At 72.3% G+C, this 25,810-nt stretch carries 20 protein-coding genes; 1 reads left to right on the forward strand and 19 read right to left on the reverse strand.

What is annotated here, in order from left to right:
- Positions 1-45: 45 nt before the first annotated feature.
- Both L0984_RS26775 and tagH read right to left on the reverse strand, forming a co-directional pair.
- Positions 46-819, reverse strand: a complete 774-nt coding sequence (locus L0984_RS26775) for a PP2C family protein-serine/threonine phosphatase (RefSeq protein WP_234197433.1) — start codon at positions 817-819, stop codon at positions 46-48.
- A gap of 52 nt (positions 820-871) precedes the next feature.
- A complete protein-coding gene (gene tagH / locus L0984_RS26780; RefSeq protein ID WP_234197435.1) occupies positions 872-2,803 on the reverse strand; it encodes a type VI secretion system-associated FHA domain protein TagH in 1,932 nt (643 codons plus the stop codon).
- Between the two features lie 194 nt (positions 2,804-2,997).
- On the opposite strand from tagH, the gene L0984_RS26785 reads away from it, so the two are divergent.
- Positions 2,998-3,570, forward strand: coding sequence for a hypothetical protein (locus L0984_RS26785; protein WP_234197436.1), 573 nt, complete (start codon positions 2,998-3,000; stop codon positions 3,568-3,570).
- 5 nt (positions 3,571-3,575) lie between these two features.
- Here the strand turns inward: L0984_RS26785 and L0984_RS26790 are convergent, their stop codons facing one another.
- The 17 genes from L0984_RS26790 to L0984_RS26870 form a co-directional block, all read right to left on the reverse strand.
- Entirely contained in the window at positions 3,576-3,971 is a 396-nt protein-coding gene (locus L0984_RS26790) for a DUF4150 domain-containing protein (protein WP_114802058.1), read from the reverse strand.
- 29 nt (positions 3,972-4,000) lie between these two features.
- On the reverse strand, positions 4,001-4,681 hold the full coding sequence (locus tag L0984_RS26795; RefSeq protein ID WP_234197438.1) for a DUF3540 domain-containing protein: 681 nt from the start codon (positions 4,679-4,681) through the stop codon (positions 4,001-4,003).
- 17 nt (positions 4,682-4,698) lie between these two features.
- Positions 4,699-5,757 (reverse strand): pentapeptide repeat-containing protein, encoded by a 1,059-nt coding sequence (locus L0984_RS26800; RefSeq protein ID WP_234197440.1) that lies wholly within the window; start codon positions 5,755-5,757, stop codon positions 4,699-4,701.
- Positions 5,758-5,845: 88 nt separating this feature from the next.
- On the reverse strand, positions 5,846-8,419 hold the full coding sequence (locus tag L0984_RS26805; RefSeq protein ID WP_234197441.1) for a DUF2169 family type VI secretion system accessory protein: 2,574 nt from the start codon (positions 8,417-8,419) through the stop codon (positions 5,846-5,848).
- Between the two features lie 24 nt (positions 8,420-8,443).
- Complete coding sequence (locus tag L0984_RS26810) at positions 8,444-11,335, reverse strand: type VI secretion system Vgr family protein (RefSeq protein WP_234197443.1); 2,892 nt, start codon at positions 11,333-11,335, stop codon at positions 8,444-8,446.
- A gap of 19 nt (positions 11,336-11,354) precedes the next feature.
- Positions 11,355-12,788, reverse strand: coding sequence for a tetratricopeptide repeat protein (locus tag L0984_RS26815; RefSeq protein ID WP_234197444.1), 1,434 nt, complete (start codon positions 12,786-12,788; stop codon positions 11,355-11,357).
- Positions 12,785-13,300, reverse strand: a complete 516-nt coding sequence (locus L0984_RS26820) for a hypothetical protein (RefSeq protein WP_234197446.1) — start codon at positions 13,298-13,300, stop codon at positions 12,785-12,787. The genes L0984_RS26815 and L0984_RS26820 overlap by 4 nt, the downstream gene beginning before the upstream one ends.
- On the reverse strand, positions 13,297-13,632 hold the full coding sequence (locus L0984_RS26825; protein ID WP_234197447.1) for a hypothetical protein: 336 nt from the start codon (positions 13,630-13,632) through the stop codon (positions 13,297-13,299). The genes L0984_RS26820 and L0984_RS26825 overlap by 4 nt, the downstream gene beginning before the upstream one ends.
- A 37-nt stretch (positions 13,633-13,669) precedes the next feature.
- Positions 13,670-14,728 (reverse strand): M35 family metallo-endopeptidase, encoded by a 1,059-nt coding sequence (locus L0984_RS26830; protein WP_234197451.1) that lies wholly within the window; start codon positions 14,726-14,728, stop codon positions 13,670-13,672.
- Positions 14,729-14,772: 44 nt separating this feature from the next.
- Positions 14,773-17,562, reverse strand: coding sequence for a type VI secretion system ATPase TssH (gene tssH, locus L0984_RS26835; RefSeq protein ID WP_234197452.1), 2,790 nt, complete (start codon positions 17,560-17,562; stop codon positions 14,773-14,775).
- A 42-nt stretch (positions 17,563-17,604) separates the two neighbouring features.
- Positions 17,605-18,735 carry a type VI secretion system baseplate subunit TssG gene (tssG, locus tag L0984_RS26840; protein WP_234197454.1) on the reverse strand — a complete coding sequence of 377 codons (1,131 nt, stop codon included), beginning with the start codon at positions 18,733-18,735 and terminating at the stop codon, positions 17,605-17,607.
- A complete protein-coding gene (gene tssF, locus L0984_RS26845) occupies positions 18,732-20,630 on the reverse strand; it encodes a type VI secretion system baseplate subunit TssF (RefSeq protein ID WP_234197455.1) in 1,899 nt (632 codons plus the stop codon). The genes tssG and tssF overlap by 4 nt, the downstream gene beginning before the upstream one ends.
- 9 nt (positions 20,631-20,639) lie before the next feature.
- Positions 20,640-21,164 carry a type VI secretion system baseplate subunit TssE gene (tssE, locus tag L0984_RS26850; protein ID WP_234197456.1) on the reverse strand — a complete coding sequence of 175 codons (525 nt, stop codon included), beginning with the start codon at positions 21,162-21,164 and terminating at the stop codon, positions 20,640-20,642.
- Positions 21,157-22,023, reverse strand: coding sequence for a type VI secretion system accessory protein TagJ (locus L0984_RS26855; protein WP_234197457.1), 867 nt, complete (start codon positions 22,021-22,023; stop codon positions 21,157-21,159). The genes tssE and L0984_RS26855 overlap by 8 nt, the downstream gene beginning before the upstream one ends.
- A 44-nt stretch (positions 22,024-22,067) precedes the next feature.
- Positions 22,068-22,622, reverse strand: a complete 555-nt coding sequence (locus tag L0984_RS26860; protein WP_234197458.1) for a type VI secretion system tube protein Hcp — start codon at positions 22,620-22,622, stop codon at positions 22,068-22,070.
- Between the two features lie 37 nt (positions 22,623-22,659).
- Positions 22,660-24,624 (reverse strand): caspase family protein, encoded by a 1,965-nt coding sequence (locus tag L0984_RS26865; protein ID WP_234197459.1) that lies wholly within the window; start codon positions 24,622-24,624, stop codon positions 22,660-22,662.
- An 11-nt stretch (positions 24,625-24,635) separates the two neighbouring features.
- Positions 24,636-25,808, reverse strand: a complete 1,173-nt coding sequence (locus L0984_RS26870; RefSeq protein ID WP_234197460.1) for a hypothetical protein — start codon at positions 25,806-25,808, stop codon at positions 24,636-24,638.
- Between the last annotated feature and the right edge of the window lie 2 nt (positions 25,809-25,810).

A 25,810-nucleotide genomic window follows, 5' to 3' on the forward strand; every position in this document is an offset into this window, starting at 1 on the left:
GGCCACCGCGGCACGGCGACGGGCGCAGGCGCGCGGCACGGCCGCTCAGGCCGGCATCAGCCGCGTGGCGTCGTCGTGGCCGTCGGGCATCACCCACAGGGCGATGGCCGTGTAGTTGTCCTGCCCCGGCTTGGCCCGCCCCACCACCTGCGCGTCGATCTGGTCCACCCACTGCCGCGGCGTGCGCGAGGCATGCAGGCAGGCGGCCAGGCCTTCGTCGCCCACCACCTCCCACACGCCGTCCGAGCACAGCAGCAGCGCATCGCCGGGCTCCAGGCGCATCCGGTCCGAGATGTCCACCTGCGGCAGCTCGGTGGCGGAGCCCAGCGCCGACAGCAGCACGTTGCGCTGCGGATGCAGGCGTGCGCCCTCGTCGTCGAGCATCCCGCCGGCCACCATCTGCTGCACCAGGCTGTGGTCCACGGTGCGCGCCACGACGGCGCCGCCGCGGAACAGGTAGGCCCGGCTGTCGCCGCTGTGCGCCCACACCATGGCATGTTCCTCCAGGTCGATGGCCGCCATCACCAGCGTCGTGCGCATGGCGGCCAGCTTGCCGCCCTCGGCCTGGCGCGCGACGATGGCCTGGTTGGCCTGCGCGACGAGCTGGCGCAGCAGGCCGGGCGCCAGGCCGGGTTCGAGCGCGAAGCCACCCAGCAGACTGGCCCGGGCCGTCGCGGCCGCCACGTCGCCCCCGCCATGGCCACCCGCGCCATCGGCCACCAGGCACAGCACATGGCGATCGTCGTACCAGTGGCCGTAGACGTCCTCGTTGTAGTCACGCCCGCCCTGGCGGGTCAGGGTGACGATCTCAATTTCCACGCGCGCTCCTCGTCGCAGTTGTCATCGTTGGGGCCTCCTGCCTCTCGGTGTCTCAGGTCGTGCCGCTGCCGGGCGGCTGCTTCAGCCGGGCCATCTGCGCTTCGTAGGCCTCCAGGAAGGCCTTGCCGAAGAGGCTGTGGAAGTCGTCCTCGGCCTCGGTGGCGATGGCGCCGTACAGCGCGGTGAACTGGTCCCACAGCTTGGCCTTGCGGTTGGCCGCGAACAGGCTGTCCAGCGCCGAGCGGGCGGCGATCTTCTTCTCGAGCTCTTCGGGGCCGAAGCGGGCGATGAGCGCGGCCAGCGCCGCGCGCAGGCCGACCATGACGCCGAACTGATGCGCGCGCAGGTCGTCGTAGGCGTCGCGCATGGCGGCCTCGGCGGGCATGAAGCCGCGCAGCTGCGGACCCAGCAGATGACCGAGGGCGACCTCGACGGTGGGCGAGAACTTGAGGGGGTTGTTGGCCTGCGCCGCGATCATCGTGACCTCGGCACGCACCTCGCGCTTGAGCTCCTGGCGCGTCAGCAGCAGCTGCAGCGTGCCTTCGGTGGCGCTGCGCAGCATGACGCCGATGCGCTCCATCAGCGCGGGAGTGAGCTGCGCGGGCGGCTGGTGCATGCCGCCCAGGCCCCGCAGGAAAGCGGCCAGCAGTTCGCCCGAGTCTGTGCCGGTGCCTGCGTCGACGACGCCGGCCGCCGGCATGGCGGGCGACGGCGGCCCCCCCCCCATGGCAGGCCCCGGCGCGGCCGGCATCGCAGGCGCGGGCTGCGGCATGGCGACCGGGGCGGGCGCAGCGACCGCCGGCGCCACCGCTGGGGCCGGCGCAGGCGCTGGGGCAGGCGCCAGCAGATCGTCGAAGCCGCCGCCAGCGGCCGCCGACGGACCGAAAGGCTCGTCGCCCAGCAGGTCCGCAAAGGGGTCGGGCAGCGCCGCCGATGTACCCGCGGCGGGCAGTGTCGGCGCCGCCGCGCCCGGCGCAGGCGGCGACGGTGCGGCCACCGGTGCGGGCGGCCGCGGTGCCGAGGCGCGGCCGATGCGGATCGGCTCGCCGGCCGTGTCGTCGAAGGTGGCGCCACCGTCGGCCGGGCGCGCGGCAGGCGCGGGCGCGCTCGCCCGCGGCGGCGTGAAGCCGAACTGCCCGATGGGCGCGTGGTCACTGCGTGGCGCCTGGCTTGCCGCGGGTCGCTGCTGCAGGGCCGCCAGGGGGTCGGACGCGGCTGCGGCGGTGTTGGGCTGCAACAGCGGATCGGCCAATGGGGACAGGGCCAGCGGATCGGCACCCGACGGTGCGGGACCGAGGCCGAACAGATCGTCGATGCGCTGCGCGTTGGCCGTGGGATTGGAGGCCGCGGGCAGGCCCAGGTCCGAGAAGTCGTCGAGCGGCGCCGATGCGGCCGGCAGGCCGCCCAGCAGACCGCCGAACGGATCGCCGGCAGATGCGGGCGCCGCACGGGGCGCTGCGCCCAATGGATCGGCGAAGGCTGCTGGCAGCTCGCGTCCTGCCGCGGCCGAGGGCGCAGGCGCCGCCGGCGGACGGGCCGGCGCTGCAGCCGGCGCAAGCCCCGCCAGCAGATCGGCAAAGGGATCGTCGTCGGGCAAGGCCGGCTTCGGCGACGCCGGCGCGCCGAAGTCGGTGGGCAGGTCCATCGCCACAGCCTTCGGCGACGGGGCCGCCGCCAGCTGCTGCACGGCCAGTTCGAAGCTGCCGATCACCAGCCGCTCGCCGCCCATGAGCGCGGCCTCGTTGCCCGCACCCAGCGGCACGCCGTTGCACTGCATCGGATTGCTGCCGCGGTCCACGATCACGTACTGGTCGCCGCGGCACAGCACCTGCGCATGCACGCGCGAGACGGTGCGGTCCGGGTCGTCCAGCACCAGCGTGTTGGTGTCCGCACGGCCGATGGTGCCGCCCTGGGGGCCGAAGCGGGCGGCCATGGGCCGCCCCATCGGGGCGCCTTGACGGCCGACGACGACGATTTCGATCATGAATGGGGCTCCCGCTGCGCGCGAAGGCGGCGAGGCCGCCGCTCGCCGATGTGCGGGCCAGTATTCATAGGGCCCGACGCCTTGGCAATCTCGCCGGAAGAGGTATGCCGTCGCCCGTGCGCAGGGCTTTGGAAAACGCACCGCCCGGATCGTCTAATCGGCGCATGCCGCCATTGCTCTCAAGGAGTCGAACCATGGGCCTCCTGACCCTCCTGTCCGCCTTGCTCGGCGCCTGCCAGGGCGGTGGCGGCGACCGTGAGCAACCCGGCGCCACGCCGAACCCCGTGCTGGCCGACCTGCTGCAGAAGGCCATCGACGCCGAGATCGGCCGCATGAACCCGGTGTGGGCGCCCGGCCTGCTGCCCCAGGCCCCGCAGCAGGCCCGTGCCTGGCTCGGCGAGATCGACGAAGTGGTGGCGCGCTGCCGCTACGGCCCCGGCAACCGCACCAAGAGCAACCTGCTCGAGTACGACGTGCGGCTGCGCTCCGGCGAACAGATCCAGGACGTGTACAGCGGGCTGCGGTGCCTCTACGGCACGGCGCGGCCGCTGGTGATGCGCGTGCGCTTCGAGGCGGGCCAGGTGCGCGAGGTGCTGACCGATGGGCGCGAGCGCGAGGCATCGACGACGGCGGCGTCCAACGAGCTGCGGCAGTTCGCCCACAGCGTGGTGCGCCTCGACTGGGACCGGCGCGAGTCGCTCTACTTCCCGCCGGCCAAGACGCCGCAGGACATCGCGCGCGAGTGGACGCCGCCGCCGGCGCGCTGAGGCTCTCAGGGCGCGAGCAGCAGCACCACCGGCTGGCTCGGCACCACGCGCACGCCCGGGCAGTTGGTGCTGTTCTGCAGCGACATGCTGGTCAGCCGGGAGGCCGGCATGCCTTGCAGCAGCACGGTGAACGCGCCGGTGAGGTGCCGGCTCGGCCCCATCACCGTGCCCGAGGCCACGCCCAGCAGCACGCCCGCGTTGTCGCCATTGGTCATGGGAATGGTGGTGCCCAGGTTGTGCGCCGGTCCGCCCATGATGAGGATGGTCGGGCAGTTGGGAATGGCCATCGGCCCCATGGCGATGTTGGGATACGGCACCGGGATCGGCGAGGGCACCGCCGGTGTGAGGCAGACGTCGGGGAAGCCCATGTCGGTTCCCATGACCTGGCAGTTGGCGAACATGCGGCGCTCCTCGAAGGGGATGAAAGGCGTCAGCCGAAGTGGATCTGCGCGCCCCGCGCCTTCACCAGCTTCTCGCCATTGACCAGCGCGTGCTCGCCCGACAACCGCAGGGTCTGCTCGGCCTCGCAGTTCAGGTGCGTGGCATGCACCTGGTCCAGTCCCTCGGTGCGGCGCAGGTAGTGGCGGCTGTGGTGCTGCACACGCTCCATCACCGTCGACAGCACCGAGCCCACCAGCTTGAGCACGCCGGCGCTCACGCGCAGTTGGCGTCCGACCACGTCGGCATCGTCCACCGCCACCTGGGCCTGCGGCGCGGTGATGGCCAGGCTGCGGCCGGCGCGCAGGTCCAGCGCTTCGGCCTGCAACGACAGCGTGCCGCCCTCCGCCTGCAGCAGGGCGTCCCCGGGCAGGCTGAGCAGATGGGGCGCGTCCGATTCGTCGCGCTGCAGCACGTTCATGACCCACCACTGCGCGGGCGCCACGCGCAGGCAGGCCACCGTGTCGCCGGGCCGCGGCGCCAGCAGGCAGCCCACCGCGCGCCGGGCCTGGGCCTGCAGGCCTCCGCTGACCACCGCCAGCCCTTCGGCGCCGGATGCCGTGACCACGCCCACGCACCATTCGGCATCGATGGCCTTGGCCGCGCGAGAGGCCGTCGCGGTGGAAGGGCTGGGGGAAGAGGGACGCGCTGCCGCGCGGGGGCTCGGGGACATGGGGTTGCTCCTGGGATTCAGCCCGCGACGGGCTGCCATTGTTCGGCCTGGGCCAGATCGGGATCGGTCTCGAGCGCGCGTGCACGGTCGCTCATCTGCGCGCCCTCGGTGCGGGCACCATGCAGCACCGTGCGTATCAGGCCGGCGCCACGCAGGTCGGCCTGGGTCAGGTCCGCATGACGCAGGTCGGCATGGGCCAGCTCGGCGCCCCGAAGGTCGGCACCGGCGAGCGCGGCACCGGCCAGGTGCACCTGGAACAGGTCGGCGCCGGCAAAGCAGGCGCCCGGCAGCTGCGCGCCGGTGAACAGTGCCTGTCGCAGCTGCGCCTCGCGGAAATCCACCTGGCTGCCTTCGGCCTGGCAGAAGAGCGCATGGCTGCCCCGCACGCGCGCGAAGCGGGCCTGGTCCAGCCTGGCCTGCTGGAAGTTGCAGCCGGCGATCAGGGCTTCGCTGAAGTCCGCGCCACGCAGATCGGCCTTCAGGAACTGGCAGCCCTGCAGCGCCAGTCCGCGGAAGTCCATGCCGGACAGCACCGCCCCGACGAAGGCCACGCGCTCCAGGCGGGCGCCGCGCCAGCTCATGTGCTGCATGCCGCACTGGTAGAGCGTCGTCTGCCGCCACACCGCCTCTTCGGCGGCCACGTCCAGCAGACTGGTCTCGCTGAAGGTGGCGGCGTCCAGGTCGGCCCCGCGCAGCACCGCGTGGTCCAGGCGCGTCTTGCTCACCAGGGCCATCGACAGCTGGGCCTGGCCCAGCTGGGCATGCGGGGCCTGGCACTCGGTGAGCACCGCGCCGTGCAGCATCGCGGACCGCAGGTCCGCATGGTCCATCCGGCAGCGGTTGAACACCGCCTTGCGCAGCAGCGCGCCCGCCATCAGCACGCCGCGCAGGTCGCACTGGTCGAAGACGCATTCGCGCAGGTCCGCCTCGCGCAGGTCGGCCTCGCCGAACTGGCACCGGCTGAAGATGCCGCCGCCCAGGTCGGCCCGGCCGTAGGCGCCCTTGCGCAGATCCAGTGCCTCGATCAGTTCGCCGACGGCCACGGCCGCGGACAGGGTGTGCAGGGACAGTGTCACAGCGGCCGCCCCCCCTTCCGCGTCCGCCGAGGCGGCTGCGTGCGGCCCCGGCTCGGCCAGGTGCAGTGGCAAAGGAAGGCGCACCGGGTCATGCCGCCTCCTGCTGCTGCGGCGTCAGCCGCGGCCAGGTGCGTGCACGGGTGAGCAGTGCGCCCTCCAGCCGCACGTCGCCGTCCAGCCGCACGCGCGACAGGTCGGCGGCAAAGAGGTTGCTGCGGCGCAGATCGGCACCGCGCAGGTCGGCATGCTGGAGCACGGCGTCCTTGAGGTTGATGCCGGCCATCTGCGCACCCCGCAGCCGCGTGCGCCGCAGCAGGGCGCCCTGCGCGCTCGCCAGGCGCAGGTCGGCACCGGTGCAGTCGGCCTCGCACAGGAAGGCCCCGTCCAGCCGCGACTGCGCGAAGCGCGCGCCCGCCAGGCCCATGCTGCCCAGGTTGGCACCGACCAGCCGCGCCTGGCTGAAATCGGCGCCGGCGGCATCGCACTGCTGCGCGAAGACCGCGCCATCGAGCAGCGCGCCGCCCAGGCGGGCCCCGGCCAGCCGGCATCCCATGAAGGTGGCCTGCGACAGGCGGGCGCCGCGCAGATCCACGCCATCGAGCGCGCATTCGATGAAGGTCGCGGCCGTGAGGTCGGCCTCGGCCAGCACCAGGCCCTGCAGATCAAGCTTGTGGAAGGTCTGGCCCGGCGCCACCGCACCGGTCCAGTCCACCCGGCCCCACTGGCTCTCGAACAGCATCGCACCCGTCAGGGTGGCGCGGCGCCATTGCGTGTCGCCGAACCCGCAGTGCATCAGCGTGGCCTGCTCGAGCTGGGCCTCGTCGAAGACCGCGCCGGACAGCCGCGCCCGGCCCAGGTTGGCGCCCATCAGCCGGGTGCCGACGGCGACCACGCCCCGCAGGTCCGCATGCGCCAGCACGGCGGCCGTGAAGTCGGCGCCGGAGATGTTGGCCTGCGAGAGGTTGGCACTCTCCAGCCACGCGCCGGAGAAGTCGCAGCCACGCAGGTCCAGGCCCGACAGGTCGGCGCCCGTCAGGTCCATCCGCGCGAACTGACGCAGGCCGACCGCCACGGCGCGCTCGATCTCGGCGCGCAGCGCGCGGGCGGGCGCAGGCGCCATGGGCGCGGCAGGCAGCTGGGCATGGGCCGACTGCAGGTAGCCCATGCGCTCGGCCGCCTCCTGCCGCACCAGGCCCGCATGCATGCGTGACCGGTCGAAGGCCCGGCCCTGGGCCAGGGCCGCCATCTCGGCCAGGCGCGCCTCGGCATTGAAGCGCGGCGGCCCGCGATGCGCCAGCGCGGGCAGGTCCAGCTTCTGGCGGGCGGCCATCTCCAGCGCCTTCTCGGCCTGCGTCAACACGTCGTCGAGCATGGCCCAGTGCTGACGCTGCGCCTCCTTCTGCTGACGCTCCAGGTAGGCCACCAGCTCGGCCGGCCGCGTCGGCGCACGGTCCACCGGCGGCATCCGCAGCCCCAGCGCGTCCGGGTCCTTGCCGAGGGCGCGGGCCTGCGCCCTCGCCAGGGTGACTTCGGACTCCGCGCGGCGGCGCTGGGCTTCGGCCTGCAGCTGGTCGCCCGCGAAGGCCTGCCGGCGCAGCTCGGCGTCGGGGTCCAGGTCGTCCAGGCCCTCGGGCAGCAGGTCCGCGTCGTTGAGCGCCTGCAGGGCCCCCATGGCCGGGTCGGTCCGCTTGTCCAGCACGGCGGCATAGTGGGCATCGTCCCGCGGTGCGCCGACGCGCTCCACGGCACCCAGCAGACAGCGGATGTCGCTGCCATCGTCGGTGGCGATCTCGGCCAGCCCCTGGAACAGGGCGATGGCCCGCTCCGCATGCGGAAAGAACCACAGCGTGGTCAGCCGCAGCGGCACCTCGCGCAGCCGGGTCTCGCCCCCCGCCAGTGCGTAGTCGGCGAAGACGCGCGCCCGCAGCCCGGGCAGCCGGCCCTCCACGCGGGGCCGGGTGGGATGCAGGTTGTCGAAGGCGAAGGCCTCGTCGCCACGCAGCGGCTGCTCGAACCACTGGTCCGGCGGCGCCATGTTGAAGTGGCGCCAGTCCAGGTCGGGCGCGAAGCCGGGTGCATGCTCGCGCAGGTAGGTCTCGTCGTAGGTGCCGCGGTGCGCGGCGCGCCACGGGTGCAGGGGTTCGAGCGCGCCGAAGCCGGCCGGCGGCACGGCCTGGTCGGGCCGCTGCAGCCGCGCCGCGGGCGACTCGATGTTGGGCAGCCAGTGCACGCCGTCCACGGCCGTGCGGCCACGGCCCGCAGGGTTGAGCGCGAAGTCGGCGCCGCCGTAGGCATGGGCCCAGTCCAGCGGCAGGGACTCGAAGGGCTGCGGGGCGCTGGGCCGATCGCCGTGCCAGTGCCGCTCGCCGAAGACCAGCAGCGTCTTCTGCAGCGGGCCCACCTGCGCCCGCACCGCGCAGGCGCCAGGGCGCGCGGGATCGGCATGGGCGCGCCCATGCACCAGGAACTCGGGCGTGAGCTTGGCGATGCCCTCGTCGATCAGGGGCACGGCCATCTCCTCGGCCAGGAAGGTCCACATCGACTGCTCGCCCCACAGGGTGCCGCCTTCGGCCTGGGCGAAGGGGATGTGCAGGCTGGCCGTGACGCACAGGCCGTAGCGGCGGCGGTATTCGATGGGCCGTGTGGACAGCCCCAGGGACATGGGCTTGTGGACCTGCATCGGTGCTCACTGCCCCCCGGGCGGCTGATAGGGCTTGGGCATCTCGGGCATGGCCGGCAGGTCGGGCATGGGCGGCACGCCCGGCTTGGCCGGGCCGTCCAGGCCTGCACTGGCGGGGCCGGCCTCCTCGGCGCCGGTCACCGTGTCCCACACGGTCTTGGCCATGCCCACGTCGGAGTTGACGCTCTCGCCCGCCACGACCACGGCCAGCGCGCCGGGGTTGACGGCGGCTGCGCCGCCTTCGACCGCGCGCAACCGGGCTGTCGTCGCCATGCGGTCCAGGCGGCCGGACAGATCGGTGAGGCCCTGGGCCTTCGCCTCCTTGGCGGCGTCCTCCAGCGCCTTCGCCGCATCCACGTACTGCTTGATCGTGGCGGCCACGTCGAACGCACCGCGGATGACCGCGCCAACCCCCATCACGGCCGCCACGATGGCGCCGGCCTGCGACGCGGCCGCGGCGGCTGCCGCGCTCGGCGCGCCCGCCTGCAGGATCTTCATGGGGGAGATGTCCACCCAAAGGGCCTCGGTGGTGAGGTTGGGCCCGGCGCTGTTCGCGAGCTTCACCGCGAGCACGTTCTCCATCTGGATGCCCGCGAAGTTCGAGATGCTCATCGCCAGCGCGTTCTCCATGCTCATGCCCATGAAGGTGGAGCGCGCGATGCCGATGTTGGCCTCGCTGTTGGTGCCGATGTAGCCGCTGGAGTTGGCGCCCAGCACCGTGGTGTTGGAGCCCACCGAGGTCGCGTCGATGTTGGCCACCGCCATCGTCGTCACGTTCGAGTTGCTGATGATCTTGACCTCGTTGGCCATGATGGCGTGCTTGCCATTGGTCACGTCGTTGTGGTCGCCGCCGGACTGGATCTTGGTGTTGCCGTTGGTGATGAAGGCCGTGTCCGAGCCCACCGACACCGTGTGGAAGCCGGCGATGCCCACGTCCATGTTGGCGCCGATGGCCGTCTTCTGGAAGCCGCCGATGGCCACGTCCTGGTTGGCCGTGACGATCAGGCCCTGCATGCCCTTGACCGAGGTCTTCTGGCCGGCGTGGTAGATGTTCTCCTGGAAGCCCGCCACCTGCGTGAGCTGCCCGCCGCCGCCGATGGTGTTGACCTGACGCTGGCCGACGGTGTTCTCCTGCTTCTCGACCACCACCGTGGTCTCGTTGCGGCCGACCTTCGACGTGCGGTCGCGGTCCACCGTCTCGCTCTGGTCGCGGCCCACGCTCACCGAGTCGTCCACCTCCACCGAGGTCGACATGTTGCGCTCGGCATGGATGCCCACCAGCTCGGCGCCCTTCTTGTCCTCGAACATGATCTCGTTGTAGTTCGAGGGGCCGCCGCCGGGCGTGGAGCGCGTCTTGAAGCCGCTCTGCGTGGCGCTGGGATAGGGGATGGGCTGGTCGTCGTTGTAGACGCGGCCCATGATCAGCGGCCGGTCCGGGTCGCCATTGAGGAAGTCGACCACCACCTCCTGCCCGATGCGGGGCGCGAAGTAGCCGCCCCAGCCCTTGCCGGCCCAGGGCTGCGACACGCGGATCCAGCAGGTGGACTTCTCGTTGCTCTCGTCGTAGCGGTCCCAGTGGAAGTGCACCTTGACGCGGCCGAAGGCGTCCACGTCGTGCTCCTTGCCCTGCGCGCCCACCACGATGGCCGACTGCGGCCCGGGCATGCGCACGCGCGGCGTGAGCCGCGGCGGCTTGAAGGTGGTCTCCGCGGGCAGGGCCGTGAGCAGGAACAGGCCCGCCCCACGCCGGCCGGTGTGCAGCAGCGGCTCCTCGGCCACCAGCCGGCCCAGTGCGTCCAGCACCTGGGCGTTGACGGCGTCGTCGGCCAGCAGCGCCATCAGCAGGCGCCCCGCCGCCTCCTCGCGCGGCGGCGCATCGATGCCCTCGTAGCCCGGGTGCATCAGCACCAGCGTGCAACCCGCGATCAGGTAGGCGCCGTCGCGCGTGCCGTCCGGGTCGCCGCTGAAGTCGAAGCAGCGCCCCACGGCCACGTCGGGCCAGGCCGTCAGCGCCCAGTGCTGCCGCCGCTCGGACACCATCTGGTCGATGCGCGCGCCCAGCTTGAGGTTGAGCGCGCCGTTCTCGAAGTAGCCGCCCGGAAACTCGAACACCTCCAGGTCGCTCAATTCATGCTCGCCCGAGGCGTCGGCGTCGGACTTGAGCACGGTGCGGATCTTCTTGAAGTCGCTGTCGCGCGAGGCATAGCGGCCGCTGCCGAGCGACTGCGCATCGCACCAGCGCAGGATCTCGTCGAAGCGCTCCTCGCCACCACCGGTGGCCATCGGCAGCTCGTGCACCACGGGCAGCTTGTCGTGGGCCGTGCCGGCGCCGTCGGCCAGCAGCATGGTGCCCGGCGCGTCGTGCGCGTCGAACCAGTAGTAGATGCCCTCGTCCTCCAGCAGGCGCGAGACGAAGTCGTAGTCGCTCTCCTCGAACTGCACGCAGTAGGTGCGCGGCTTGTGCTCGCCCACCACGCCGCTGGGCTTGGTCTTCTTGAAGCGCTTGATGGCGCTGTCCTCGAAGGTGGCGTCCATCACCTCCAGCACGCTGCGGTCCTGGTGGATGCGCGCGTTGATGCGCTTGGTCAGCAGCCAGAACCAGGAGCGCAGGGTGATGCGGTACTCGAAGTAGCGCCCCACTGCGCCCAGGCGCGCAAAGCGCACCGCGTGCCCCTGGCAATGCCGCTCGTGCGTGTTGCCCCCCGGGTCCAGGAACTCCACCACCACGTCGAAGGCATGGCCCAGCACATCGCGCGCGTCCAGGTCGTTGGCCTTGGAGAGCACCGACAGCTCATAGGCGGCCGGGCGGCTCAGGCCCTCGTGCCCGACGATGCCCCAGAACATGAGCTCGCCGTTGACGGGCGATTCGCTTTCGATGCGGAATTCCTGTGTGGCCATGGTGGCGATGTCGGGTGGGTCAACGACGGCGGGCGGCGACGAGCCAGCCCTGCACGGGCCGGGCGTTCTCGTTGCGCAGATGCACGGAATCGAAGGCCACGGGCTCCAGGCCGGCGGCCTCCAGGTCGGCACGCACCGCTGCGCCGTCGTGGCTGTAGCGGCCGTGGGGGTTGAGGATGAAGCCGTCGGACGGGTCACCGGGCAGCGGCCCGTGCAGATCCGGGTCGACGGCCTCCAGCGTGAAGATGAGCCAGCCGCCAGGACGCAGCGCGACCCGGGCGGCCTCGAACACGGGCGCCAGGCGGCCGAAGTAGCACAGGGTGTCGGCCGAGACGATCACGTCGCGGCTGGCCGCCTCGCTCTGCTGCAGAAAGGCGGTGAGCTCGGCCTTGACCAGACGGTGATAGACCTGTCGCGGCTCGGCCCGGGCCAGCATGCCGGCCGAAAGATCCACGCCTTCGAGCGTGCGCGCGAACGGCGCCAGCAATGGGCCGCACAGGCCCGTGCCGCAGCCGGCATCGAGGATGTCCAGGGCGGCGCGCGGGGCGCCCACACAGGCCGCCAGTTGCCCGGCGACCAGCGACGGTGCGCGGTAGTGCAGCATCGCCAGCTTGGCATCGAAGCTTCCGGCAAAGCCGTCGAACACCTGCTCCACATAGCCGTCGGCCGCGCGCTCGGGCACCTGTTCGCCGGAGCAGGCCGCCAGATGGTGGGCCGCCTCGGCATTGCCGGGCTCTTCGACCAGCCACGCGCGGTACACCGCCACGGCTTCCTCCAGCCGGCCCAGATTGAAATAGGCCATGCCCAGCAGGCGCTTGGTCTTCGCATGATGCGGCGCGCGCACGAGCGCCTCGAAGAACATGGCCAGGGCCTGCTCGGGCTGGCCCATCGCCAGCAGCAGGTTGCCGCAGTTCGCATAGGCATCGGAGTGCTCGGGTGCCAGCTCGATCGCACGGCGATAGGCCTGCTGCGCCTCGGGGAAGCGGCCCTGCTCCCGCCTCAGCACGCCCAGGTTGTTGTGGAACGCGGGCCGCTCGGGCGCCAGCCGCAGCGCCTCTTCATAGGCCTCGGCCGCCTCGTCCAGGCGGGCCCGTTCCAGCAACACGTTGCCCAGGTTGCTGTGCCAGTCGGCCACCGTCGGGTCTGCGGCAATGGAGCGCCGCATCAGGGCCAGTGCTTCGTCGGAGCGGCCCCGCTGGTGCAGCAGCATGCCGAGGAAGTGCAGGACATTGGCGTCGCCCTCGCCGCTGCCGGCCAGGGCCCGGTAGATGCGCTCGGCCGCGTCCAGGCGGCCCTCGCGATGCAGGCCGATGGCCAGATGCAGCGCCTGCGCCGGGTCGACCTCCAGGGTCGGTGGTCCCGCCGTGGCCTGCGCCGCGGCGGCAGCGACCGCGGCCTTCATGCCCTGCGGCGGCCGTCGCGCGAAGGCGGCAGGAGGTGCGCGGCGATTCATGGCGTGCGCCGGCGCGTGCTGCTGCGCTGCTCCACGTCGACCTGATACTGCTCGCCGTCCTCGTTCTCGATCAGCAAGGTGCCGTCCGGCTGCAGGCGCATGCTGCGGAAGAACACCCATTGGACGTCGGCCTCGCGTTGGGAATCGGCGGCCTGGCGATACACCGGCAGCGACCACAGCCGCTTGCCGGATGCCTCGTCGAGCGCTTCCAGCACACCGCCGACCTGGGACCAGCCCAGGCTGCGCCCATCGGCCGCCTGTGCATAGCGCACGCCGTTGCGCGACACGGGCGGCACCACCGGCGGGGCGATGCGGTCGCCCTGGCCCGAGGGCGCCACGAGGGCGGCATCCGCCGGGGCCGGCGACGGCGCGGGCGCCGGGACCGGCACGGAGGCGGGAGCGGCAGCGGCGGAGGGCCGGGACGCCGCAGCGCCTTCGGCCGGCCGACGGTCGTCGCAGGCGGCCAGGAGGCTGGCCGCCATCAGGACACCCGTCAGCCCGATGCGTGTCACGGCGCGGCCTTCACCGTACGCGTGTCCACGTCCACCAGAAAGGCCTGGCCGTCCTCGTTCTCGATGCGCAGCCGTCCCGCCCCGTCGAAGGCCATGGACTGGAAGTACACCCATTGCACGTCGGCTTCCAGCGCCGGATCGGCCTGGTTGCCGTAGACGACGAGCGACCACAGGGCCGCGCCCGTGCGTGCATCGGTGGCCTCGAGCACGCCGCACTGCTGCGCATGGCCGAGCGCGCGGCCATCGGCGGCCTGTGCATAGCGCACGCCTTCGCGTTCGACGGGAGGGACCTCGGGAGGACCGATGCGGTCACCGGAAGCTTCGAACATCATGGTTTCACCTCGCTTGTGGGATCGATGGCGACAGCGCTCATTCCGAGACCTGCACCTTGGTGTAATCGCCCTTGGTCATCTCGCCTGCGCAGTCCATGCAGAACATGGCCCAGCTGTCGGCGTTGGCCTGTGCCTTGGCGCCGGTGAAGTTGGGATCGGCCGCATCCGGCTTGAGTCCCTTGGCATGGTGGCGGTAGCGGTGGTCCGCGGTCTTGGCCACGCGGTGGCTCAGCTCGTGGACCACGATGCGCGTCCAGTTCTTCAGGCCCTGGAAGGTGTCGTTCTTTCCAAAGAAGGCCCCCTCGACATAGATCACGTCGATCGCCTCGTTGGAGAACACGAAGGCATTGGTGCGCCGGGAAGAGTCGCTGCCGCGGTCCTTCGGCATGTCGGCGATCAGCAGGAAGTTGGAGCGGATGGACGCCGCCATGCCCTTGAGGCCCTCGTTCAGCGTGGCCGCGACCGCCTTGAGATCCTCGTCCTTGGTATTGGCATCGGCGAACCAGCGCCGCAGGATCGCCATGTGCTTCTTCTTGTCGGGCGAGGTGCACACCACCATGGCCTTCTGGATCCAGCGCAGGCCGTTCTGCGACGACTGGCCCAGGTGCTTGCGGTCTTCCGCGCTGAAGTGCGAACTCTCGTCATTGACGATATGGCCCAGTGCGTCGTAGTCCTTCCCCTTGAGGGCTTCGGCCGGCCAGTCCTTGTAGGCCTCGGGCAGGGAAAGCACCCACAGCTTGTGGCTGCCCGACTTCTTGACCATCCAGAGATGGCGCAGCATTTCCAGGGCCGCGACGCGCTTGGACACGCCCGCGGGAATGGCCTTGCTGCCCGCCGAGGGCAGGCTGGTCACGCCGGCGGCCGTCATCATGGTGGCCACGGGTTTGACGCTCTTCTTGGCACCGGCCTTGACCCGGCTGCGCAGGCTCTCGCAGGCGGCGTACTTGTCGGTGTTGTAGCCCCGGGCCGTGACGACCGCGCGGGAGTCCGAGATGACACCCACCCAGTCGGTCGAGCTGGGGAAGTCGCCGTCCTTCAGGTTCTCGATCAGTTCGCCGTGGCGGGTGGTGTAGAGATCATTGACGGTATAGGGCATGGTCGCCTCTCGAACTCCAGGTGTGGTCGGTGGAAGGGCCGGTTTCAGTCGAACCGGTATGCGAAGTTGTTGTTCTCCACCAGCACCCGGACACCGGTGATCGGCTCGCCCGCCAGCATGCGGTTGAGGAACTCGCGGCTGATGTCCGGCAGCATGGTGTTGGTGAGGATGGCGTCGATCATCCGGCCGCCCGATTCGCTCTCGGTGCAGCGGCTGACCACGAGCTTGACCACGTCGTCGCCCACCTCGAACGGGATCTTGTAGCGGGCCTCGACGCGCTTCTTGATGCGGCCCAGCTGCAGCCGCACGATGCTGCCCAGCATCTCGTCCGACAGCGGGTAGTAGGGAATGGTCACCAGCCGGCCCAGCAGCGCGGGCGGGAAGACCTTGAGCAGCGGCTCGCGCAGGGCCTTGGCCATCGACTCGGGGTCGGGCATCAGCTCGGGGTCGCGGCACATGCTGGCGATCAGGTCGGTGCCGGCGTTGGTGGTCAGCAGGATCAGCGTGTTCTTGAAGTCGATGGTGCGGCCTTCGCCGTCTTCCATGAAGCCCTTGTCGAAGACCTGGAAGAAGAGCTCGTGCACGTCGCTGTGCGCCTTCTCCACCTCGTCGAGCAGCACCACGCTGTAGGGCTTGCGGCGCACCGCCTCGGTCAGCACGCCGCCTTCGCCGTAGCCCACGTAGCCGGGGGGCGCGCCCTTGAGCGAGCTGACGGTGTGCGCCTCCTGGTACTCGCTCATGTTGATGACGATGAGGTTCTGCTCGCCGCCGTACAGCGCCTCGGCCAGGGCCAGGGCGGTCTCGGTCTTGCCCACGCCCGAGGTGCCGGCCAGCATGAACACGCCGATGGGCTTGCTGGGGTTGTCCAGGCCGGCACGGCTGGTCTGGATGCGCTTGGCGATCATCTCCATCGCATGGTCCTGGCCGATCACGCGCTGGCCCAGCAGGGTCGGCAGCTTGAGCACGGTGTCGATCTCGTTGCGCTGCATGCGGCCGACGGGGATACCCGTCCAGTCGCCCACCACGGCGGCCACGGCCTGGTAGTCCACGGTGGGCAGGATCAGCGGCGACTCGCCCTGCAGCGTGGCGAGTTCGGCCTGCAGCGCGCGCAGGCGCACCAGCATGGCCTCGCGGTCGTCGCTCACTGCCTCAGCAGGAGAGCGGTCTTCGCTCCCTCCCCCGCTGGGGGAGGGTTGGGGTGGGGGCGCGCCCTCGGCGGAGGCCGCCGGGCCCCCACCCCTGCCCTCCCCCAGGGGGGGAGGGGGAGGAACGTCGACGGGCTGGCCGCCGCTGCGCAGCCTGGCGCGCAGGGCCAGCAGCTCATCCACCAGCGCCTTCTCCTGCCCCCAGCGGCCTTCGAGGTCGCCCAGGCGGTCGCGCTCGGCGGCCAGTTCGGCATTGACGGCCTGCTCGCGCTCGGCCACCTCGATGCCGATGGCCTTCTCGCGGCCGATGATCTGCAGCTCGGTCTCCAGCGACTCGATGCGCTTGCGGCTGTCATCCACCTCGGCCGGCGTGGCATGCAGGCTCACGGCCACGCGGGCGCAGGCGGTGTCCAGAAGGCTCACGCTCTTGTCGGGCAGCTGGCGCGCCGGGATGTAGCGGTGGCTCAGCTTGACGGCGGCTTCCAGCGCCTCGTCCAGGATCTGCACCTGGTGGTGCTTCTCCATGGTGCTGGCCACGCCGCGCATCATCAGGATGGCCTTGCGCTCGTCGGGCTCGTCCACCTGCACGTTCTGGAAGCGGCGGGTCAGCGCCGGGTCCTTCTCGATGTACTTCTTGTACTCGGCCCAGGTGGTGGCGCCCACGGTGCGCAGCGTGCCGCGTGCCAGCGCCGGCTTGAGCAGGTTGGCCGCATCGCCGGTGCCGGCCGCGCCGCCCGCGCCCACCAGCGTGTGGGTTTCGTCGACGAACAGGATGATGGGCTGCTCGCTGGCCTGCACTTCCTCGATCACCGAACGCAGGCGCTGCTCGAACTCGCCCTTCATGCTGGCGCCGGCCTGCAGCAGGCCCACGTCCAGGGCCAGCAGCTTCACGTCCTTGAGGGCCGGCGGCACGTCGCCGCGGGCGATGCGCTGGGCAAAGCCCTCGACCACGGCCGTCTTGCCCACGCCCGCCTCGCCCACCAGGATGGGGTTGTTCTGCCGCCGGCGCATCAGGATGTCGACCACCTGGCGGATCTCGTCGTCGCGGCCGACGATGGGGTCCATCTTGCCGCTGCGCGCCTGCTCGGTGAGGTCGGTGGTGAACTTCTTGAGTGCATCGCCCTTGCCCATGGCAGCGGGCGCGATGGCGCCGCTGTCCTCGCCCGGCGTGCCGCTTCCCATGCCTGTACCGTCCTGCGCGCGCATCCGGCCCTCGGCGGAGGCGTCGCAGATCTTGGCGAAGTTGGCGGCCAGGTCCTCGACCTTGATCTTCTCGAACTGCTTGGACAGCTGCAGCAGCGGGTTGCGCAGGCTCTGCGTCTTGAGCATGCCCACCACGATGTAGCCGGTGCGCACCTGCGCCTCGCCGAACTGCAGCGTGGCATAGGTCCAGGCGCGCTCGATGGCGTTCTCGATGTGCGGCGAGAAGTCGCTGATGGCGGTGGCGCCGCGCGGCAGGCGGTCCAGCGCGGCCGTCACGTCCTTGGCCAGCAGCGAGATGTCCAGCCCGTAGTGCTGCACGATGCGGTGCAGGTCGCTCTCCTGGTTCTGCAGCAGCTGGGCGAACCAGTGCTCCAGCTCCACATAAGGATTGCCGCGCATCTTGCAGAAGACCGTCGCGCCTTCGATGGCCTTGTAGGCCAGGGGATTCAGCTTGCCGAAGAGGGCGGTGCGGCTGATTTCACTCATGGGTTTCTCCAGTAGAGACAGAACGAACGGCGGCCGCTGTTTTCACAAGGCCATGTGGGCAGGGGCCGCCGCGGGCGCAGCGACGATGGAGGACAGGTGCGACGGTCCGGCGATGCGCACGTCCACGGCATGGTTCGCGCGCGGCCGGTTGCCGATCCAGCTGGTCCAGCCCAGTCGGGCGCCGCCGCCCAGCCGGGTGGGCGGCACCTCGGCACGCTGCAGCAGCAGGCGTGCATCCCAGTCCAGCTCGCCACCCAGCAGCTGCTGCACCCAGCGCACCAGCGGGCCGCGCGCACTGCCATCGGGCAGGAAGCGCAGGTACTGCGCCAGCGTGAGCGGGCCCAGGTGCAGGCAGACCTTGTGCTGCCGGTCCCACACGCGCCGGCCCAGCACGGCGCCCAGGCCCAGCGTCCGCGAGGCGGTGTTGGGGTTGCTCGCGCCCAGGCGCGTCAGCTCGTCCCCCGGCAGGGTCATCCAGTGGCCCACCCAGCGCTCCAGCTGCACGGGCACCTCGAAGAAGCCCGACAGCACACGCTCCACGCCCTCGGCGCTGTGCACGCGGCGCGCGAGCCAGCCCGAGAAATGCAGGCGCGCGTCGTCCGGCAGGTCGTCGCGCTGCTGCCGCGCGGCACCGCCGATGCCCACCAGCGCGCCCACGCGGTGGCGGAAGGGATCCTCGCCCGGCCGGTCCATGCCGGGTGCGGGCCGGGCCTGCGACCAGGCCCGGTAGAACTGCAGCGCGAAGCGGTGCAGAAAGGTGTCGAGAAAGGCCAGCCAGGTGCGGTCGCCATGGTTGAGCGCCCGCTCGCGGATGAAGTCCGACAGGTGCACCGGCAGCGGGCCGTTGGGGCCCACATAGGCGAAGAAGTGCTGGCGGATCAGGGGCGGCCGGCCATCGCCCTGCGGCAGCTCGAAGCGGCTGAGCCCCGCGGGCGCGAAGGCCAGCGAGGGCTCCTGGCCCACGCGCACCGGCTCGGCCGAGGGCCGCAGCGCATGGCCCCAGCGCGGGGCCGACAGGTCGGAAGCTTCGAGACGGCGCATCAGCGCGAAGTAGTCGTAGGCCCAGGCCTGTTCGGCACGCGCGGCCAGCAGCTGCGCCGCGCCCGCCCGCACGGGGGCCGGCACGGGCGTGGCCACGACCGGGGCTGCCGCGGGCGCGCCGCCCGTGCTCACAGGATCGCCCGGGTCCCGCACTGCGGCCTCCAGCGCATCAGCTCGCCGCGGCCGGCGGCATGCAGCACGGTCTCGACGAAATGGTTGACCTCCACATGCCGCGCCAGCCAGCGCGACATGACGGCGCCGAACAGGAACACGCTGCCACCGTGGAAGGCCGTGGGCTCCACCTCCAGCGCCACCTCCAGGCCGCGTCCGAAGGCGATCGGCCCGGGCAGCGGCAGGCGGCGCACCAGCGCGCGCGTGCGCACCGACAGCAGCCCGCGCACCTGCGCCTGGCGCGACTCGTCGGCATGCGCGGCATAGAGCTGCAGCATCTCGCGCAGCGCCGCCGCACCCTGCTGGGGCGAGCTGTCGGCCAGCGACAGGTAGTTGAGCGCCAGGTGGTCGATCACCTTCCAGCCCAGGCCCTCCTGCACCACCGGCGAGACCGGCCGCGACGGGGCCCGCAGCATGCGCACGCGCTGCACCGGGAAGGCGTCCATGCATTCGAAGTCGTTGTCGCGGCCCTGCGGCAGCAGCAGCGGCAGGTCGCGGTTGGTGACCAGCGCCGACACCGCCAGCTGCCGCAGCTGCGTCGGGAAGGGCGCCTCCTGCGGATCGACGATCTGCAGGTAGACCTCCGAGCCGATGTGGCTGCTGCGGTGGCCCTCGCTGCGCTGGCGCGCCGACAGCAGGCGCGGCTCGCGCGTGGTGGTGTAGTAGGCCGGGTGCACATGGCGGCTGCCGTGGAAGGCCGCATAGAAGGGCAGGAAGCGCTGCTCCTGCACGCCCTCGCCCTGCACCGTGCCGCTGTGGCCGATGACCTCGGTCACCGAATGCACCTCGAAGTCCTGCGGCCGGGTGCGGTCGGGCAGCAGGTGGAACTGGCTCACGCCCTCGCCCACCTGCACGCGGTCCAGCCGCTTGGGAAAGAGGTTGATGGCCGGCACGCAGTTCAGCCGCACGTTGTCGGGGCCGACCAGCTTCTCCAGCGCCGCGTCGCCGCGCGAGAACAGGATCACCACCTCCACCTCGGCCACCGGCATCGTGGCCAGCAGCGGCGCCAGCCCGGTGAGCCGCGCGAAGCGGAAGCGATCGGGGCAGGCGAAGTACTCCTGCACCAGTCGGAAGCCCGAGAAGCCGGTGTGGGTGACCGGCAGCAGCGCCTCGTCTTCGGCGAAGCCGCTGTCCTGCACCGTGCTGCCGGGCAGCTCGCGCAGGCCGGCTGCCGTGGCGCCGCCCGCGGGCGTGCCCAGCGGCCGCAGCCACACGGCCACCGGCCGGTTGAGCACGCATTCGTGCAGCTGCCAGGCCACGTCGTCCGCGCCGGCGAAGTGCAGCAGCAGCGCGTCCATGGGGATCTGGGCGAAGTTCAGCCCGGCCGTGGCCTGCAGCGTGAAGCGCAGGCCGCCGCGGATGTCGCGCGCGCGTGGATGCCGCGCCAGCGGCAGGTCGGGCGCATAGCTGAAGTACTGCGCCTGCGTGAGCGCGACGGGCCACACGCGCAGGTCCTGCCCCGTGCGGAATTCGCAGTGCGTGTTCTGGCCGCTGGCGGCCCGCGCGCGCAGGCCGCTGCCACGCGGCAGCACCGGCCCGCGGGCCAGGTTGGCGTCTTCCAGGTCGACGTCGAAGGCGCACACCGTCATGGCCGGCGTGGGCGCCAGGAAGTGCGGATGGACGATGTCCAGCAGGTGGCCGGTGAAGCGCGGGTAGTCGGCGTCGAGCTTGAGGTTGACGCGCGCGGCCAGGAAGGCCGTGGCCTCGATCAGCCGCTCCACATAGGGGTCGGCCACTTCCTGGCCTTCGAGGCCGAGGCGGTGCGCGATCTTGGGAAAGGTGCGTGCGAACTCCGACGTGCTCTCGCGGAAGTAGCGCAGCTCCTGCTCGTACAGGTTCAGCAGCCGGGGGTCCATGGTGTGCCCTCAGCGCGGTGGCGTGGCCTGCTCGATGTCGACGCGCCCTTCTTCCAGGTCGATGCGGCTTCGCATCAGGAACTCCAGCGGCACCGGCTGCGCCCACAGCATGCCGCGGATCTGCAGACCGACGCGGTTGTGGGAGTCCAGGGCCGAGCCTTCCATGACGAGTTCAACTTCCAGGGTACGGGGCAGGATGCGGGGCTCGAACTGCAGGATCGCGTTCTTGAGCGCCTGTTCCATGCTGACACGCTGGATCGACGAGGTGAACTGGCCGGACAGCATAGGCAATCCGTAGTTCAGCACCGAGCGCGCCGCCTGCGGATGGCGGCGCTCGTCCAGGCCCCGCAGCCCGCCCGTGGCGTTGAAGAGCCACGCCAGGTCGCGCAGCACCGCGGCGCGCAGTGCCTGGCGCGTGAGCGTGCGCTGGTCGTCGCCCTCGCGCTCGCGGCCGGGCTCCAGGTCCACCAGCCGGTCGAGCAGCGAGGGCTGCAGGCGTTCCTGCGCGCTCGCGATGTCGCGCGGCTCAGCCACCGGCGGCGCTGTCCTGGGTGGCGTCCTGGGCGTCGCCCTGACCGGTCTCGGCCGCGCCGGCGTCCATCACGACGTCGAACACGATCTCGCGCACGTCCATCAGCGCATGCTCGCCCGCGTCGCTGCTGAAGCTGCGCTGGCCCAGGCCCGTCCACACCTCGGGCGCGCGCTCCTGCCATTCGGTCTTGCGCGCAAGTTGCAGCGCGCCGTCGCTGCTGGCCTGGCTGCCGTCGTAGCGCGTGGGGATCAGGGCCAGCGCCTCGCCGCCGTTGGCGAAGGTCAGGTGCGCGGGCATCCACACGGCATCGCGCAGGTCCTCGGGCGCCTCGATCTTGACGGCCGCCAGGCGCGAGAAGGGCACCCAGTAGTAGCGGCCGTTGACGAAGGCCTCCAGCACCGGGCCCAGGCGCATGTCGCCGTCGGCCAGCCATTCGAAGGGCTGGCCGTCGAGCGTGCCCGAGGTGGCGGGGGCCGCGTCGAAGGCGCGCTCGCGCAGCTGCTCGCCGGCCGCGGCGTCGCCCGCGCCGATGCGCAGCAGCGATTCCACCAGCAGCGCCAGCCATTCGTCGGGCTGGCCGAAGATCATGGGTGTGCGCTTGCCGGCGAAGACCTCGGCGCGCAGGCCTTCGCAGCGGATGGCCTCGCCGTACATCTGCTTCATGGGAATGGCGGCCGCGTCCATCTCGGCCGCGACGCTGAGCTGGTTCAGCGCCCGCTCCCACTGGCCCAGCACGCACAGCAGCTGGGCCAGGAAGACGCGCAGCTTCATGTCGGCCGGCCTGACGCGCACCTGCGCGGTGAGGGCGGCCAGGGCGCCGGCGGGGTCGTGGGCGGCCAGCAGTTCTTCGGGGGTGCTCATTCGGGGCTCCTTGGTGGACGGGGATCGGGGACGTTCACGCGTTCTCAGCCCAGTTCGGCCATGCGGATGGCGCCGCGGCGCCCGTCGTCGAGCTGCGGGGCGGAGGCGATGCTCAGCTTGCGGTAGGCGAAGGCCAGGATCTCGCACGGAAAGCCCACGCTGCCGCCGGTCACCAGCACATAGTTGGCCAGCCGGGCGTCGCTGAGCGCGATCTCCAGCGTCGACTCCTGCTCCTTCGAGGAGTCGCCGGACGCCTTGAAGCAGGACAGCACGACCTTGGCATCGCTGGCCTGCGACTTGATCAGGTTGGCGATGGACGCCGTGGCCGCGTCGCAGCGCCGCACGATCAGCATGGCGTTCATGCTCAGCTTGGACTTGGTGCCGCCCGGCGCCGCATCGGCCCGCACGGCGCTGAAGTAGCCCAGCACCGCCATGCGCTTCTTGCCATCGGCGAAGGGCCGCGTGGATTCGCCCTCGATCAGGTTGCCCTTGCTCTCGATGGTCATCACCACGTCGATGTTGTCGCTGCGGTTGAGCGAGAGTTCGAGCATGCGCAGCGCCTCGTCGGCGTCGATCTGCTGGTCCTGGTTGAATGACATGGTGTTCCTCGTCGTCTTGGATGGGAGATGGACACGGTCAGGGCGCCCGGGCCGCGCCCCAGCGCACGGCCACGGCCAGCACCTGCCGCTCGCGGTCGGGCCGCGCCTGGCCGCGCACGCGCAGGTCCGCCAGCGGGGCGGCGCCCGAGAGGCCGAAGAGGCGCGGCGCGCTCTGCGGCAGCGCGGGGCTGGCCACCACCAGCAGCCGGCCGGCAGCGCCCGCGGGCAGGTCGAAGCGCTTCATGGCGGGCGACTGCGGCTGGCCGCGCTCGAAGCGGTTGGCCTCGCCGGCCTCGCCCGGGTAGACGGACCACAGGCCGCCCTGGGCGTCCAGGGCCAGCACGGCCAGGTCCAGCGAATGGCCGCTGGCATTGCGCACCAGCAGGCGCAGGCGCTGGCCCTCGGCCGGCGCGACCACGCTGTCCACCGGCAGGGGCCGGCTGGCCACCAGGCGCTCGCCTTCCCAGGTCTCGATGGCCAGGTCCAGCCCGTCCACGCGGCGGCCGTCGGCCAGCTGCTGCAGCCGCTCGAACCACTTGAGCTGGGCCATGAGCTCCAGCCGCCGGCGCACGGCGGCGTCGCTGGTCAGCAGCGGCGGCGCGGGCACGGCCCCCGTCCAGCGCGCCGCGTCGGCGGAGAGCGGGGACAGCCGCTGGCCCGCGCGGCCGGCCGGTGCCCACAGCAGGTCGGCCTCGCCGTCCACCGATTCGATGGCGGCCGGATAGTCCAGGTTGATGCCGGCGGGCAGGGCGCGGTCGGCGCGCACGCGCAGCACCAGCGAGGGCGGCGGCTCCACCGGCGCGACGCTCCAGAGTGCGCCGCCGGCGGCGTCCTGCAGGGTGTCGGGCACCGCCAGGCGCGATTGGGCGAGCGTGGCCTCCTGCAGGCGGGCCGTGGCGCTGCGGGCGCTGCCGTCGGGCAGCACGGCCGTGACCGTCACCGGCTGCTGCGCCTCCAGCCCGTCGAGCAGGCCGGCGTCCAGCGACAGGCTGGCGCCGGCGCGCTGTGCGGGCCAGGCCGGCTGGGTGCTGCGCGGGCGGGTGCTGTTGTCGAAGAGGGGCAGGTCCAGGCTGCCCTCGGCCACCGGCGAGGGCAACTCGCGCTGCGGAAAGCGCTGCTCCAGCTCGTCGATGACCGGCGGATAGGCCGCCAGCGCGTCGTTGAAGAGTTCGCGCCAGGTGGCGGGTCGGCGCTGCAGTCCCTGGACCAGGGCCCAGGTGAGCAGTCCGTGCGGACGGGCCTGCCGATCGCCGCGCGGCAGGCGCAGCTCGGGCGTGACCTGGTGGCTCTCCGAAGCGAAGAAGGCCACGTATCGGGCACGCGGCACGGCGGCGGTAGCCGGCGCGGCGGGCAGAGGGGGGACCGCGGCGCCATCGCCGCCGGTCAGCTGTTCGGGTCGCACGCCGCGCCAGCGCACCTCGTCGTCCGGCGGGCCGGGGTCGGAGCTGTCGATGGCACGGGTGCTGCGGGTCATGGAGGCGGCCGAACAGGTGTCGAACACCGCCCACACGAAGACGCCACGCGAGAGGAAGGCCTGGATCCAGCCGTCCACGTCAACGTCGCGCACGCCGCCGTTCAGAGCGCGGCCACCACCGATGGTTCCCCGCACATCGCGCGCCAGGAAGTTCTCGGCCAGGCCGTCGGGCTCCTGGTAGCGCTTGGCCGTGTCGCGCAGCCGCGTGCCATGCCCCGAGAAGTAGAGGAGCACGAAGTCGCCCTGCCCCGAGCGGGCCAGCAGCTGCTGCAGCGCCTGGCCGATGGCGCGGCTGTCGGGCGGCTGCGCGCCGGGCACGCCGTCGGCCAGCGTGGCGATGTCGGCCGGCGCGAAGCCCTGCTGCTGCAGCACCTCGCGCATCAGCAGCACGTCGTTGCGCGGCGCCTGCAGCCACAGGTTCTGGGGCTGGAAGGGCAGCTCCGAGACGCCCACCAGCAGCGCGCGCTGCACGGCCGCGGCGGGCAGGGCCGCCAATGCGAGCAGGAGCAGCAGGGCGAGACGGCGCATGGGGATGGCTTTCAGGGCAGCTCGACCGCGTCCACCAGCGGCGAGGAACGCAGCACCGCCAGGCCGTCCTGCGGCTGCAGCAGGCGCAGCGACCAGCGGCCCTGCCCATCCGGCCCGCCGACAACCTGCGCGCCGGCCGTCTGCAGCAGGCGCGTGGCCTCGGCCATGTCGGTGCCGGGCTTCCAGCGCACCAGCGCGTCGGCCTGCGGCGCGGCGGGGGCCGTGGGCGGCGCATCGCGCAGGCGCACGGCGTCGTCGTCGCTGCCGTGCAGGGCGGGCAGCAGGCCGGCGTTCTGCACCACGAGCACCAGCGCCAGCACGGCCAGCGCCGGGCCCCAGGTGCCGCGGAAGCCGCCGCCGCCCCCGCCCAGGCGGCGCAGGAAGCGCCCGAGCGGGCCGGCGTCGTCCTCGCCCCCGCCGTTGCGCGCGCGGCCGCCCGCCGGCGACGCCGCGGAACGCGCCTGCGTGCGCCCGGCCAGCGCGGACGGCGCCGCCGACTGCGCCAGCCGCCGCGCGGCCTGCTGGTAGAGAACCTGGTAGTCGGCCCGCGGATCGCCCTCGGCCGCCAGCGGCGTGCCGGTGAGCACCGTGAAGCAGCCGGCCACGCCGCGCAGGGCGATCTGCCCCGGCGCGGGCGGGGTGGCGGGCACGGCGCCCGCGGGGGCGCCCACGCGCTGCGCCGCCCATTCGTCGGCCACGGCGCGGATGGCCGCCAGCCGCGTGGCCGACAGCTCGCCCAGCACGCGCGCGCACAGCTGCGGCGCGGGCACCAGCGTGACGGGGTTCCAGGCCTGCACCACGCCGAACAGCGGCTCGAAGGGCTCGTCCTGCGGCTCCAGCAGCACGTCCCAGGCGCCGGCCCAGTCGGCCTCGCCGGCGGCCAGCCAGCCCTGCCAGCGGCCGTCGGGCAGCAGGCGGTCGAGCAGCACGCCCAGCATGCGGCCCTCGCACAGCACCGACAGCAACCGCCCGGGCGCCCAGCGCGCGCCGAAGCCGCGGGCGGCCAGGGCCTCGCGGCGGCGGGCCAGCTCGGTCAGCGGCAGCAGCAGGTCGGCCGGGGCGGGCGCGCCGGCGTCCATGCCCGCGTCCTCGCGCGCCGGGCCCGCGGCGGGGCGGCGCGCCGGCGGGCCTTCCAGCGTGCTGCGGATGTGGGCCAGCGGGGGCCAGAGGTCGAGGGGGCGCATGG

It is taken from the genome of Pseudacidovorax sp. NFM-22, assembly GCF_021401245.1.
Lineage (GTDB): Bacteria > Pseudomonadota > Gammaproteobacteria > Burkholderiales > Burkholderiaceae_C > Xenophilus.

Coding starts and splice junctions, on each gene's coding strand:
- tagH (WP_234197435.1), bottom strand. CDS start 2,803: ATGATCGAAATCGTCGTCGTCGGCCGTCAAGGCGCCCCGATGGGGCGG.
- L0984_RS26785 (WP_234197436.1), top strand. CDS start 2,998: ATGGGCCTCCTGACCCTCCTGTCCGCCTTGCTCGGCGCCTGCCAGGGC.
- L0984_RS26790 (WP_114802058.1), bottom strand. CDS start 3,971: ATGTTCGCCAACTGCCAGGTCATGGGAACCGACATGGGCTTCCCCGAC.
- L0984_RS26795 (WP_234197438.1), bottom strand. CDS start 4,681: ATGTCCCCGAGCCCCCGCGCGGCAGCGCGTCCCTCTTCCCCCAGCCCT.
- L0984_RS26805 (WP_234197441.1), bottom strand. CDS start 8,419: ATGTCCCTGGGGCTGTCCACACGGCCCATCGAATACCGCCGCCGCTAC.
- L0984_RS26810 (WP_234197443.1), bottom strand. CDS start 11,335: ATGGCCACACAGGAATTCCGCATCGAAAGCGAATCGCCCGTCAACGGC.
- L0984_RS26815 (WP_234197444.1), bottom strand. CDS start 12,788: ATGAATCGCCGCGCACCTCCTGCCGCCTTCGCGCGACGGCCGCCGCAG.
- L0984_RS26825 (WP_234197447.1), bottom strand. CDS start 13,632: ATGATGTTCGAAGCTTCCGGTGACCGCATCGGTCCTCCCGAGGTCCCT.
- L0984_RS26830 (WP_234197451.1), bottom strand. CDS start 14,728: ATGCCCTATACCGTCAATGATCTCTACACCACCCGCCACGGCGAACTG.
- tssH (WP_234197452.1), bottom strand. CDS start 17,562: ATGAGTGAAATCAGCCGCACCGCCCTCTTCGGCAAGCTGAATCCCCTG.
- tssF (WP_234197455.1), bottom strand. CDS start 20,630: ATGGACCCCCGGCTGCTGAACCTGTACGAGCAGGAGCTGCGCTACTTC.
- L0984_RS26855 (WP_234197457.1), bottom strand. CDS start 22,023: ATGAGCACCCCCGAAGAACTGCTGGCCGCCCACGACCCCGCCGGCGCC.
- L0984_RS26860 (WP_234197458.1), bottom strand. CDS start 22,622: ATGTCATTCAACCAGGACCAGCAGATCGACGCCGACGAGGCGCTGCGC.
- L0984_RS26865 (WP_234197459.1), bottom strand. CDS start 24,624: ATGCGCCGTCTCGCCCTGCTGCTCCTGCTCGCATTGGCGGCCCTGCCC.
- L0984_RS26870 (WP_234197460.1), bottom strand. CDS start 25,808: ATGCGCCCCCTCGACCTCTGGCCCCCGCTGGCCCACATCCGCAGCACG.